9 protein-coding genes are annotated in these 13,323 nt (G+C 59.0%); 8 read left to right on the top strand and 1 reads right to left on the bottom strand.

Going from position 1 to position 13,323, the window contains the following annotated elements:
- Positions 1-32: 32 nt before the first annotated feature.
- Positions 33-2,009 (bottom strand): ABC-F family ATP-binding cassette domain-containing protein, encoded by a 1,977-nt coding sequence (locus tag RBB76_RS08875; protein WP_429627780.1) that lies wholly within the window; start codon positions 2,007-2,009, stop codon positions 33-35.
- A gap of 278 nt (positions 2,010-2,287) precedes the next feature.
- On the opposite strand from RBB76_RS08875, the gene RBB76_RS08870 reads away from it, so the two are divergent.
- The 8 genes from RBB76_RS08870 to RBB76_RS08835 all read left to right on the top strand — a co-directional run bounded on the left by RBB76_RS08870 (position 2,288) and on the right by RBB76_RS08835 (position 13,281).
- Positions 2,288-4,378 (top strand): thioredoxin domain-containing protein, encoded by a 2,091-nt coding sequence (locus RBB76_RS08870; protein ID WP_429627781.1) that lies wholly within the window; start codon positions 2,288-2,290, stop codon positions 4,376-4,378.
- Positions 4,365-4,811, top strand: a complete 447-nt coding sequence (locus RBB76_RS08865) for a recombinase family protein (protein WP_429627782.1) — start codon at positions 4,365-4,367, stop codon at positions 4,809-4,811. Before RBB76_RS08870 ends, RBB76_RS08865 begins: the two co-directional genes overlap by 14 nt.
- Positions 4,812-4,945: 134 nt before the next feature.
- Positions 4,946-6,040: a hypothetical protein gene (locus RBB76_RS08860; RefSeq protein ID WP_429627783.1), complete on the top strand. Its 1,095-nt coding sequence runs from the start codon at positions 4,946-4,948 to the stop codon at positions 6,038-6,040.
- Between the two features lie 145 nt (positions 6,041-6,185).
- The gene (locus RBB76_RS08855; protein WP_429627784.1) at positions 6,186-7,859 is read left to right on the top strand and encodes an AsmA-like C-terminal region-containing protein; all 1,674 of its coding nucleotides are present in this window, start codon (positions 6,186-6,188) and stop codon (positions 7,857-7,859) included.
- Between the two features lie 132 nt (positions 7,860-7,991).
- Positions 7,992-8,327 carry a hypothetical protein gene (locus RBB76_RS08850; protein ID WP_183973518.1) on the top strand — a complete coding sequence of 112 codons (336 nt, stop codon included), beginning with the start codon at positions 7,992-7,994 and terminating at the stop codon, positions 8,325-8,327.
- Between the two features lie 44 nt (positions 8,328-8,371).
- Positions 8,372-9,358 carry a TIGR00730 family Rossman fold protein gene (locus tag RBB76_RS08845; RefSeq protein ID WP_429627785.1) on the top strand — a complete coding sequence of 329 codons (987 nt, stop codon included), beginning with the start codon at positions 8,372-8,374 and terminating at the stop codon, positions 9,356-9,358.
- 137 nt (positions 9,359-9,495) lie between these two features.
- Positions 9,496-11,592: a PP2C family protein-serine/threonine phosphatase gene (locus RBB76_RS08840; protein WP_429627786.1), complete on the top strand. Its 2,097-nt coding sequence runs from the start codon at positions 9,496-9,498 to the stop codon at positions 11,590-11,592.
- Positions 11,593-11,787: 195 nt separating this feature from the next.
- A complete protein-coding gene (locus RBB76_RS08835) occupies positions 11,788-13,281 on the top strand; it encodes a DUF3300 domain-containing protein (protein ID WP_429627787.1) in 1,494 nt (497 codons plus the stop codon).
- Positions 13,282-13,323: the final 42 nt, after the last annotated feature.

The raw sequence follows: 13,323 nt of genomic DNA, 5'->3' as shown, positions 1-13,323 counted from the left end.
TGTATGCTTGCCCGCCTGATGATTGGCCTGGATTAGGCGGTTTGCTGCTCCTCGAGGGTTAGGGAGAGTTCTTCCCACTCGGCGAGAAGGGTTGTGCGTTTTGCGCGGAGCTTGTCGAGTTCGGCGGCGTCCCTTTGGGACTGCTCTGCTGAGGTGAAGTTGCCTAAGCGGGCTTCTGCTTCGGCGATGATGGATTCCAGGTGGGGGATCTCTTCTTCGGCGAAGCGGAGACGGTCTTCAAGTTGTTTAAGCTTGATGGGATTGAGGCGTTTGACTGGATTGGCTGGTGTGAGCGGCGGTAGAGAAGCGGGTTTCTCCACCTCGGTCGAAATGACAACTGCAGGGGCTGGTGCCAGAGAGTTTGTAATCTGTTCGGTTACTTTTTCGGGGCCGCCCTGTTTGCGCCAGAGGTAGTCCTCGTAGTTGCCGGGGTAGATGTGGAGGCGTCGGTCTTCGACCTCGAAGACGCGGGTGGCGAGGCCGTCGATGAAGTAACGGTCGTGCGAGACGAAGAGGACGGTGCCGGTGAAGTTGCGGATGGCGTCGAGGAGGACGTCTTTGGCGCGGAGGTCGAGGTGGTTTGTGGGCTCGTCTAGGAGGAGGAAGTTGCTGGGGGAGACGAGCATCTTGGCCATGGCGTAGCGGTTGCGTTCGCCGCCGGAGAGGACGCCGAGTTTTTTGAAGACGTCATCGCCGGAGAACATGAAGCAGCCGAGGAGCGAGCGGAGTTCGACGACGGGGACCTTGGGGGCTGCGCCGCTGATGTCGTCGAGCATGCCGGCGTTGGGGTCGAGGACTTTGTACTGGTCTTGCGCGAAGAAGTCGGAGAGGACGTTGTGGCCTTCGCGGATGGTGCCTGCGGTGGGTTCTTCTTGACGGCTGAGGAGGCGGATGAGGGTGGATTTGCCTGCGCCGTTGGCGCCTACGAGAGCGATGCGGTCGCCGCGCTCGATGGTGAAGCTTAGGTCGTCGAGGATGAGTTTTTCGCCGCCGGTTGGCGTGGGGTAGATCTTTTTGAGGTTGTTGACCTCGATGACGGTACGGCCGCTGGCCGGGGGCTGCGGGATGGAGAAGTGGATGGTGGACTCGTCTTCGGGGACCTCGATGCGCTCGATCTTTTCGAGTTCTTTGATGCGGGATTGGACCTGTTTGGCCTTGGTGGCCTGGGCGCGGAAGCGGTTGATGAAGGCTTCGAGGGCTTCGATGCGGTCGCGCTGGTTTTTGTAGGCGGACATGAGCTGGGTGCGGCGCTCTTCTTTCTGCGCGACGTACTTCTCATAATTGCCGTGGTAGGTGTGCATGCGCTTATTCCAGAGTTCGACGGTCTTGTTGACGGTGACGTCGAGGAAGTAGCGGTCGTGCGAGATGAGGATGTAGGCGTTGGGGTAGTCGTGGAGGTAGTTTTCGAGCCAGTTGCGGGACTCGATGTCGAGGTGGTTGGTGGGCTCGTCGAGGAGGAGGAGGCTGGGTTTTTGGAGGAGGAGTTTCGCTAGTGCGATGCGCATCTGCCAGCCGCCGGAGAACTCTTCGGTGTTGCGGTCCCAGTCTTCTTTGGAGAAGCCGAGGCCGCCGAGGACTGCGCCTACCTGCGAGTCGAGGTTGTAGATGTCGTGGACGTGGAGCTGGTCGGCGATGTCGGAGTAACGTTCGGCTGCGGTGGCGTACTCTTTCGATTTTGGGTCGGCTTCGGAGAGCGTGGTGGTGAGGGCGATGGATTCGCGCTCGAGCTCATGGAGGTGGTCGAAGACGGAGAGGCATTCGGCGAAGACGGTGCGGCCGCGGAGGGCGAGGCCGTCCTGCGGGAGGTAGCCGAGGGTGACGCCCTTGTTGCGGGTGATGGTGCCGTAGTCGAGGGACTCGATGCCGCCGATGATCTTGAGGAGCGTGGATTTGCCGGTGCCGTTGCCGCCGACCAGGCCGGTGCGTTCGTCTGGGTTGATGAGCCAGTTCGCGTCTTCGAAGAGGAGTTTTTGGCCGAAGCGTTTGCCGGCTGCTGAGAGTTGGAGCATTTGTTTCTATTTTCTCATTGTGGGGGGAAATGCGGGTGTCCTGCCGGACGGGCGCCCTGCGCGGGCGGCGGTCACTTCGTGACTTGTGTACCGGTCTTGGCTGGGTTCACCTCTTGGGCCTCCCGTTGGTCGGCTTGAAAGTTTGCTTGCGACCAACGGGAGCACTTCGCGAAGCTATTACGAGTCACGAAGTGACCGCTGCCCGCGTAGGGCGCTTTTCTTTTCTGATGAGAACCGGAAAATCCGTCTTAGGGTTGTGGTTCGTACTTGGAGTGATTATGAGATTACGTTTGGCGGGTTTTATTTCTTTGATGACTTTTGCTGTTTCGGGCTGGGCTTCGACTTCGCCGGCGCCGGCGACATTGCATTGGCAGGCCTGGTCGGATGGGGCGTTTGCGCAGGCTCGGGCTGAGCATAAGTTTGTGCTGTTGGATCTCGAGGCTGTCTGGTGCCACTGGTGTCATGTGATGGACGACGTGACGTATCGCGACCCGGCGGTGGTGCGGTTGCTGAATCAGAGATATGTGTTGGTGAAGGTGGATCAGGATTCGCGGCCGGATATTTCGAATCGGTATCAGGATTATGGATGGCCGGCTACGGTGGTGTTTGCGGCGGATGGGTCGGAGATTGTGAAGCGGCAGGGGTACTTGCCGCCGAAGTTGATGTCGTCTATGTTGCAGGCGATTATTGACGATCCTTCGCCGGGGCCGAGTGTCGAGAAGGAGGCTGCGTTTCGTCCGGCGTCGGATTCCGTGATCAAGCCTGCGCTATTGGCGCGGATTGAGGCGCAGTACGAGAAGCAGTATGACAAGCCTGTGGGAGGGTGGGGGTCTGTTCATAAGTATCTCGATGAAGAGTCGGTTGAGTATGCGATGCGGCAGGGGGCGCGGGGTAACGTGGAGTCTGCGAAGCGCGCGGCGGATACGCTGCATGATGCGACGAACCTGCTTGATCCGGTTTGGGGTGGGATGTACCAGTATTCGGTGGGACGGCATTGGACAGAGCCGCACTTTGAGAAGCTGATCTCGATTCAGGCGGATGCACTGCGGGAGTATTCGCTCGCCTTTGCGCAGACGCAGAATCCTGAAGATTTGAGTGCGGCTCAATCTGTGCATCGGTATGTTACAAATTTTCTGACTGCGCCTTCTGCGGGTGTTTTCTTTGTTTCGCAGGATGCGGATCTGCATGATGGGCAGGAGAACGAGGCTTACTTCAAGCTTTCGGATGAGGGGCGGCGGGCGCAGGGGATACCGCGCGTGGATAAGCACGTGTACGCTCGCGAGAATGGGTGGATGATCGCTGCGCTGTGCGATTACTACGCAGCGAGCGGCGATACTGTCGCGTTGGTGCAGGCGCAGCGTGCTGCTGGATGGATTGTTGTGCATCGCAGCTTGCCGGGTGGGGGATTTCGGCACGATGATGTAGATCCTGCGGGGCCTTATCTTGGCGATACGCTGGCGATGGGGCAGGCATTTCTGGCGCTTTATAATGTTACGGGCGATCGTGGGGATTTGAAGGCTGCTGCCGCTGCTGCGGAGTATATTTCTGCTCACTTTGCGCCTGCTTCGGTGGGCGGGGGATTTGTTACGGCACCGACGGCCACGGATGCTGCGTATCGGCCGCATCCTGATCGCGATGAAAATGTCGCTCTGGTGCGGTTCGCTACGGCGCTTGCGGTTGCCTCGGGGGAGGAGCGGTTTCATGCGACTGCTGCGGAGGCGATGCGGTATCTTGCGGCGGAGTCGGTCGCGTTGCGGCCGCTGTCGGCTGGCGTGCTGCTTGCCAATGAGGATAGGACGGAGGCTCCGATTCACGTGACCGTGGTAGGGGCCTGGTCGAATCCTGATGTGGTGGCGCTCCATAGTGCTGCGTTGCGGGCGATTACGTCACACGAGTTGATCGAGATACGTGACCCGGCCGATTCTGCACCGTTGCCCACGAGTGTGACGTACCCTCCGCTGAAGAGAGCTGCGCTGTTTCTTTGCACGGCGCAGGCTTGTTCGTCGCCGATCTTTCGCGGGGAAGAGGTTCGGGGGAAGATTCAGCGGGCGCAGATGCAGGCACAACGGTCGGCGATGTGTCCTGCCGGACGGGCGCCCTGCGCGGGCGGCGGTCACTTCGTGACTTGTGTACGCCGTCGGGTGGTGCTCCCGTTGGTCGCGGGCGGATATCTTTGGTGGGAGTCCGAAAGCGAACAGTGTTTTGTGAGATTGAACAGCGGAAGATGTGGGCGTTGTCGGTGGGGTAACGGTTATGTCCTGGTGAGGCTGAAGTTACAGGCGTGCCTGTGGCGTGTACTTTTGGCAGAGGAATTGCACGTTTCCACTACCAGATTGTCGATTGCGGAGGCTGGGCATGGCTTATTTTGAACGGGTTCGCGATGTGGTTTCGGGGCCGTTTAGTCCTGAGATTATGAGGCAGCGTATGGCTGCGGGATGGCAGCTGGTGTCGATTGAGTGGCGGAGGGAGTTGCCGGATCAGGAGGCTCCGACGGCGGGTGGTTTCGGCGAGGAGATTCCTTACGGGCTGCGAATCTCTGAGGATTGCACTCGGCTTGAGGTTCATCCCAGGGAGAATCAGACACTGATGCTGATGATGGATCTGCTGGGGCAGGACTTCTCGTACTCGAGCATCGTCAGCGACCTGAATGAGAAGGGTTTTCGGATGCGGAATGGTGGACCGTGGAACAGGGTTGCGGTGTTTAACATGATGCCGCGGCTGATTGAGGTGGGGCCGCGCTTGTTTTCTTCCGAGGAGTGGCGGAAGAGGGAGAAGAAGCTGTCGCAGGTAAAGGCGCCATAGGGGCTGGCTGCGAGGACCTGGTCGCGTGAGGCACGCAGTTCTTCTGCGTTAGCTTCGCTGTGTGCAAAATGCTGAATTTTCTGTAGGCGTTTGAGGGGCCGGGGGGTAGAGTGGAGCGCCAAGAGGCGTTTCCTATGAAGGATCTGATCGATAAGTTGATTGGTGCGGTTCCGTTCTTTGTGCGGAGGCTGGTTGCGCTGCTTCCTGCGCCGAAGAAAGCCGTTCTGGCGTTAGATCTTGAGTCTGACTCAGCGTTGGAAGAGGCGTTCACGTTTCTTGCGGTGTCGTTTGGGATTGCGTTTCTGGCGCAGCTTCCATTCTTCGTCGGCGAAAAGGACAAAGAGCTCGCGTTCGGCATCACTGCGGCGCTGTCTGCTTTTGGTTTTGCGCTGATCGTGTTGCAAACCGCCCTGGTGTGGAAGATGGTGGGGGCGAAACCGGCGTGGAGGCAGATCGTTGCCGCTACCTGCTACTTCTCGGGCGTTTCGACGCTGTTGTGTTTGTTCTTTGTACTCGTGGGGCAGGGGATTTTCAAAGCGCTGGATCCAACTGGGTATAAACAGGCGCTAACTGGCAGTTCCGCGGATGCGATGAACCTCTTTTCGAGCAACGGGTTCAGAATCTTTCTTGTTTTTCTTGTGTTGGGTTGTGTCGTCACTTATGTATGGATCTACTGGGTGTGGGGCGCCTATCGCGAGTTGATGCAGGTTTCGAAGCGTAAGTCTGCTATTGCTCTGATCTTCTTCTTCCTTTTCAGTCCGATCGTGTTTCTGCTTCAGGCTGCGACGCTGATGCCGACGGTGGCGCAACCGGACGGTGCGGCGGTGCCTGAAAGTCTGGTCGGGCAGTGGCAGTTTGTTCAACAATCCGATGGTGGCGGGGTCCGTTCTGCTCGATCGGTGCTCTATAGCTTTTCTCCACCGCGCTGGAGGATTATGCGAACCGGAGAGTATTCCCTGGAGGAGATGCGAGGGGCTTCAAACGGTAGATGCGTGATCTCGACTGAGACAAAGGAGCTCGGTCAAATCTCAGTACATGATTCGACCATCGACCTTATACCGGCGGGACACATTGAGTGGACCAGAGATCAGTGCACTGGCAAGAACTCGAAGGTCTTTCTGCATCCCGGCAAGACAGAGTATCAGTACAAGCTTAATGAAGACCCGAGTGGATGGACGCTTTGCCTGAATGATCGATTTGGACAGACGTGTCTGACTCCGAAGAAGTAAGGGGTCCGGCGAGTCACTGTGGGTGGAGCACCTGACGGACGATGGGGATATTTGCGGGCTGGTGACCCGGTTGGGCCTTTCGTGAAGGTGGATTCGTCTAACTGACCAGGTGCGTGGAAGGTAGCATGAAATTCCGGGGTATCTCTTGAACGAGGCAGCGGTGGAGACGGCGACAGTAGAGGAGCGCAAGCGCTGGTGGCGGAGACGCTGGGTTCTTTGGACCGGTGCGGTTTTTGTGCTGGTGGCGATTGTGGGGGCGTTGATGGTGGAGTGGGGACTGCGGCAGCTGCAGCCGATGTTGCGGAAAAAAGTGGTGGAGTCGCTTTCGGCGCGGTTTCATAGCCCGGTGGAGCTGGATCGGTTTGAGCTGTCGATGAGAAAGGGTGTGATTGTGCGGGGTGGTGGGCTGCGGATTCTTTATCTGGCGGGGCCGACGAAGCCGGATGCTCGCCCGAATGCACCGCCGATGGTGGTGGTGGATAGCTTTGAGTTCGGTACGGATTGGAGGGAGCTGCTGCGGCCGACGACGCGCATCGTCGATGTAAAAGTACATGGGCTGGCGGTGAATATTCCTCCGAAGGAGGAGCGCGGGCCGCTGATGCCGGATGATCCGAAGCAGAAGGGGCAGTCGGGGCTGGGGATTACGGTGGACCGGGTTGAGTGTACAGACGCGAAGATTACGCTGGAGACGAGTAGGCCGGGGAAGAAGCCGCTGGAGTTTGAGATCAGCAGCGTGGTGTTGACCGATGTTGGGGCGAAGAAGCCGTTGAACTATACGGCGGTGTTGCGAAATCCGAAGCCGGTGGGAGATGTGCGCTCGACGGGTCGCTTCGGGCCGTGGCAGAAGGATAATCCGCGGGATACGCCGATCAATGGCGATTATGAGTTTACGCATGCGGACCTGTCTTCGATTCATGGGCTGGGAGGGATTCTGTCGTCTACGGGGAAGTTTGAGGGGACGCTGGGGGCGATTGCGGTGGATGGGGCGGCAGAGGTGCCGGAGTTTCGTCTTGATATCAGCGACCACTCGCTGCCGATGCGGACGGAGTTTAATGCGGTGGTGGATGGGACGACGGGCGATGTTCGGCTTGACCGGGTGAAGACGCGGATAGGGCGGTCGGAGTTGACGGCTACGGGGTCAGTGACGCGGAGCGCTGGGACGCAGGGGCATACGACGGACCTGCGTGCGGTGATGGAGAAGGGCAGGATTGAGGACATGCTGGCGCTGGCGATGAAGGGGAATCCGGCGCTGATGCGTGGGGCGCTGGCGACGAAGGTGCATGTCGTTGTTCCGCCGGGGCCGGTGAGCGTTTCGAAGAAGGTGAGGCTGGACGGTACGTTTGCGATTCACGATGCGTTGTTGAATAACGTGAAGATGCAGGAGCAGCTGGATGCGATGAGCGCGCGGGCTCAGGGGAAGCCGAAGCTGGCGAATGCGCAGGATGCGCCGGTGGTGGGATCGTCGATGTCGGGTACGTTCTCGCAGGCGGACGCGGTGCTGCAGATACTGGAGCTGAACTACCAGATGCCGGGTGCGCAGGTGATGATGAATGGACAGATCGAGTTGATTGGAAGCACGTACGAGTTTCGTGGCAAGGTCAGGACGGAGGCGACGGCGTCGCAGATGACGACTGGGTGGAAGAGCATGCTGCTGGTTCCGTTTGACAAGCTGTTGAAGAAAAATGGGGCGGGAGTGGAGTTGCCGATCAAGGTGACGGGCACGCGGTCGACGTATGACCTGCGGCTGGATTTTCCGCACGATACGCGGGCGCCGGCGAAGCTTCCAGCTACTGCAAAGCTGCCAACTCCTGCAAAATGAGAGAGGTGGGGGTGGGGGAGCCTTCGCTGGTGCTTTGGCCGGAGAGACAAGCGCGAGTCGCTCTGCTAGTGTCAGACTTGAGAGTTATTCGAGTAGAAGAGGTTTTGCGCAGAACGTTTGATGCGGAGTTTGATGTCCGGACAGCCACAACTTTTCCCAAACCCTGAACCGACCGTTGAAGATGCGGCGGTGAATAAGGTTGAACCTGTAAAGAGAACAGCGCCGGTGTGGCTGCAGCGGCTGTCGCTGTTTGTGCTGGTGCTGTTCTGCGTGTACCTGGGCGTGCTGGTGATGGTGTTGCCGTGGTGGACGCGGATATGGGATCGCAATGAGTTCATCCTGGCGCGGCCGTGGCTTGCTGCGGTGTTGCATAATGGCGCGGTGCGGGGGATGATCTCCGGGCTGGGGCTGCTGGATATATGGATCGGTGTCTCCGAGGCGGTGCACTACCGCGACTACCGGGGATGACGGGCGATCGACTGCCGGTTTTCTAACATGTGGATAGAGAGACTATGAACCCTAAGGTGCCGGATACGCTGGAGCAGGCTCCGCTGGCGTATGAGAATGCGGATTTTTTGAACTCGCCTGATGGGCGAATGTTGAGGATTCTGGCGGAGTACCAGGAGCCAATGGCACGGTTTCGGCGGGAGCGGATTCAGGACACGGTGGTGTTCTTCGGGTCGGCGCGGTTTCGGGCGCTGGACGTGGCGAACTCGGAGCTGGAGCTGCTGGCAAATACGGGGTCGGCCCAACCGGCGCCGAAGGAGGAGCAGCCCGCGAGGCCAGAGGAGATAGAGAGCGGCGAGGCGAGCGCGCAGAAGTTGAAGCTGGCCGAAGCTGCGGTGGAGATGGCTCAGTACTACGAGGACGCGCGGCGGCTGGCGGGGATGGTGGCCTCGTGGGCGAAGACACTGCCTGGGAGGCGGCACCGTTTTGTGGTGACCTCGGGTGGTGGGCCGGGGATTATGGAGGCGGCTAATCGCGGGGCGTATGAGGCTGGGTGCAAGACGATCGGGCTGAACATCAAGCTGCCGTTTGAACAGCATCCGAACCCTTACATTACGCCTGCGCTTAGCTTTGACTTTCACTACTTCTTCATGCGGAAGTATTGGTTCGCTTATCTGGCGAAGGCTCTGGTGGTGTTTCCGGGTGGGTTCGGGACGTTGGATGAGATGTTCGAGCTGCTGACCCTGGCGCAGACGAAAAAGCTGGCGAAGAAGATTACGGTAGTGATCTACGGGGCGGATTATTGGAAGAAAGTGATCAACCTCGAGCTGCTGGCCGAGAAGGGTGCGATCGCTACGGCGGATCTGGAGCTGTTTCAGTTTGCGGATACACCGGAGGAGGCGTTTGCACTGCTGAAGGCTGGATTGACGGAGAATCATCTGGAGTCTGATTATGAGCGGGAGCAGGCGAGGCTGGAGAAGCAAGAGATTCCGGATGATCCAGCGCCGAGTGTGCAGGAGATGATGGGGCCGGATATTGCGAAGACGCGGTAGCAGGTGGTAGCCGGGTTCAATGGTTGACGGGTGTCGGCTGCCCAATGACCTGATTTGCTGTCAGCTAAAGAGATGTCAGGGTACGGGGTACGCTTGGTATAGTGCGTGCAGTGGCTGCACTTCGAACGAGGTCTTAGTTGATTCGTTCATTCCGCACCTTGATTTGCGTCTCTGCGATGTGGGCATTTGCCCTTGTGGCTTCGGCCAAGATCAGTGCACCTCGGCAGCGTCCACTGAGTCCGCCACCAGAACGGGATGATGTCGCAGTCATATCTCTGGGGCGGGCCAAGGTGCCATTGTATGGGCCGTGGAAGTTTCAGGTTGGCGATTCGCCGCTTGATCCTGTGACGGGTAAGCCACTCTGGGCGGAGGCTGGGTTTGACGATTCGCACTGGGAGACGGTGGATCTTAGGCATAAGCCGGGAACGCCTCCTTCAGTATTTGGATCGCCAAACTCAGTGCCGGGCTGGACTGGGAGAGGACATCCAGGGTATGCGGGTTACGCGTGGTACCGCATACACGTTGGACTGATTGAACCGCCCGAGACGCGCGTGGCTCTCGCCGGGCCGACCGCTGTGGACGATGGTTACCAGCTTTTCGCCAATGGCGCACTGATAGGCAGTTTCGGCGACTTCAGCGGTAAGACGCCGACGGCCGGCGTTACCAAGCCGATGTTCTTTTTTATCCCGCAGGACTCTTTGCCACAGGTGGGGATCTCTGGCACATCTGCCACCTCCCTTGTGCTTGCCTTTCGGATGTGGATGGACCCCACGACTTTGGTCGGCTCAACAGATGCGGGCGGTTTTCACACCGCGCCCGTATTAGGCAGTCAGGACGCCATTTGGGATGTGTACAAATTAGATTGGCTGGCACAGGTACTTTCGACTGGATCCAATGCCGCCTTCGCGGTCGGATTCGTCGCGCTGGCGCTGCTGCTATTCAGTCTTAGATCGGTTGACCGCTCCGACTCGGTCTATCTCTGGATTGGAAGTGTATTTCTCCTCCGAGCGGTCGTTGAAGCGCTGCATAGTGCAGTTAGCTGGATCAACCTCAACGGCATCACGTGGACCTGGATGACAGATGTTCTTAACTCATTCATTTACGCAGGATGGTTGATGGTCTGGTGGGTGTGGTTTGGGCGACCACGACCTGCCTGGTTACGGTTCGCTGTGTTTGGTTTAGCAGCGCTGAACCTGATTTCGACCTTATTTGCCGGATCGACATCGGTTATTTCCGCACCCACCTCGGTTACAGCCGCCTTCTACGTCGCGGATGTTGTTTCCCGGCTACTCTTATTCGCAACTCTGATCTGGATCGTTGTTCAGGGGATCCGACGACAGGGCGTCGAGGGCTGGCTGGTCTTGCCCGCCGTTATTCTCTTCGGGGTTGGGCTTTGGGCACCCGAGTTGGCTAGTTTGAGCGTTCCTTTCTTTTGGTACCCCTTTGGCGTGGGCTTCACGATGTGGCAAGTCATAGATGTTGCCCTGGTAGTGACTCTTACATTGCTTCTGCTGCGACGGTTATTACGGTCCTTGGAGCGGCAGCGTCTGATGGCTTTCGACGTGAAGCAGGCGCAGGAGGTGCAGCAGGTCATCCTGCCGGAAGCACGGCTGACGCTGCCAGGGCTTCTCATTGAGAGTGAGTATCGACCGGCGCGCGAGGTGGGTGGGGACTTCTTTCAGATTATTCCGAATGGAGTGGATGGAAGCCTGCTGATCGTGGCCGGAGACGTAACCGGCAAAGGTTTGAAAGCCGGCATGCTGGTGGCGCTCCTGGTTGGGGCGATTCGGACGGCGGCTGATGTTTGTACGGATCCGGATCTGATCCTTCGTGCATTGAATAAGAGGCTGCTTGGGCGTAACGACGCCCAGGCCACCTGTCTTGCGCTCACGATAGCCAGAGACGGCGAAGTGGTGTTGGCCAATGCCGGGCATGTGCCTCCGTATCGAAACAGGGAGGCCATTGAGATGGAGGGCGCTTTGCCGCTTGGGATGGTCGATGGCGCGGAGCCTTCGGTAATGCGATTTCAGATGGTGGAAGGCGACACCCTGGTGCTGATGTCGGACGGTGTCGTGGAGGCCACTGATGCGCACAGGCGTCTATTCGGATTCGAGCGGGTGGCGAAACTTTTAAGGACTGCAACTACCGCCGCGGAGATTGCGAGTGCTGCGCAGGAGTTTGGGCAGGAAGATGACGTTAGCGTGATCTATTTGACTCGTACGGCCGCTCTATAACGATCTCGGAGATGGGGGGCTCGGGAAGGTGGCAGTTGTACTCCCGAACGGGAGGTCTATTTCATTGCACTTCAAGAGATGTTCCGATTCGACGTTTGGAAGCACCGGCTAGCCACTGGCTCTGATACGATTTTGCGTGGCGCGAGCCAAAAGAATTAGATCGTTCGCAGCACCCATCTTTTTTTGAGGTCTTGCATGCAACGGAAACCAAGTGTCCTTGCCGCGCTTTTTCTTGTCGCCGTCTTGATGTTTCAGAGCTTTGGGGCAATGCTTCTGGCTCAAGCGACCGCAGCGCCACCGCCACCTCCTACGGCTGCACAGCTTGATCAGTTGCTGGCGCCAGTAGCGCTCTATCCCGATTCGCTGCTCGCGCAGATTACGACGGCTTCGACGAATCCTCAGGAGATTCTGGATGTCGATAATTGGCTGGCTTTGAATAAGGGCCTGAGCGGGACGGCGTTGACGGATGCGGCGCAGCAGCAGGGTTTCGACCCGGCTTTTATCGCGCTCACCAACTTTCCTTCCGTGATCGAGATGATGGCCGAGAATATCGACGACTACGCTGCGATTGGAGCTGCGGTTACGGCGAATCAGGCGGAGGTGTCGGCGGCGATTCAGCGGTTGCGTTCGCAGGCTTATACGGCGGGAACGTTGCGAAGCACGCCGCAGCAACAGGTCGAGGTGCAGCAGAACTCGGGGCAGCCGATTTATGTGATTCAGCCGGCGAATCCCCAGGTGGTGTATGTGCCGCAGTATGACCCGACCGTCGTTTACGTAGCGCCGAGTACGAGTAGCGTGGTGGCGGCTTCGTTGATTGGCTTCGGCGTTGGGATCGGGATTGGTGCGCTGCTGGTGAGTAATCAGCCGTGGGGATGGGGTGGATGGGGATGGAACTGGGGTGGGCGCGGTATCTACTACAACCACGGACCGTGGGGTGGATGGCACGGCGGCTATATTCCACCGCGACCGTACTATCGTCCGCGTCCGGTGCCGTATGGCAGCCGCCCTGGATATGGAGGGAATTGGGGGTATCGTCCGCCAAACTATCGGCCTCCTATGTCGTGGAATCGGCCGGGCTATAGCCGTCCTGGGTCGGGTCAGCCGGGCTATCCGGGTTATCGTCCGGGGCGTCCGGTTTCTGGGAATCCCGGGAATCGTCCCGGAGGTTCGCGTCCAGGAACTCCGGGGTATCGACCGGGAACTCCAGGGAATGGCAATCGTCCTGGAACTCCGGGGAACGGGCGCCCTGTCACGGGTCCTGGAAACGGAAACAGACCGGGGACACCGGGGAATGGCAATCGGCCTGGAAACCCGGGAAATGGAAATCGTCCGGGGAATCCGGGGACTCCTGGAAATGGAAATCGACCGGGAGGTGGTCAGGGGGGCGGCCGTCCGTCTCAGCCTGGGCAGGGTGGGCGGCCGACACCACAGCCTGGGCAGGGGGGTGGAAAGCCGACACCCCAGCCTCGTCCGACTACGCGGCCGTCACAACCGAACCGTCCGTCGCCGCAGCCGCGTCCGACTACGCGGCCGTCACAACCTCGTCCCACGCCGCAGTCGCGGCCCGCACAGAGCCGTCCTAGTCCGCAGTCTCGTCCCACGAGCCAGAGCCGACCGCAACAGTCTCGGCCGGCTGGGAGGCCGTCATCGGGCTCACAGCCAAACCGTGGTGGCGGTAAGCCGAACTAGATTGTGCTTGTGAAATAAATGCTCGTGACGGCGAGGGCTGCG

Source organism: Tunturiibacter psychrotolerans, assembly GCF_051013365.1.
Classification (GTDB): Bacteria; Acidobacteriota; Terriglobia; order Terriglobales; family Acidobacteriaceae; genus Edaphobacter; species Edaphobacter psychrotolerans_A.
Note: the sequence above shows the minus strand (reverse complement) of the source record. Positions and strands in the feature narration are given on the sequence as shown.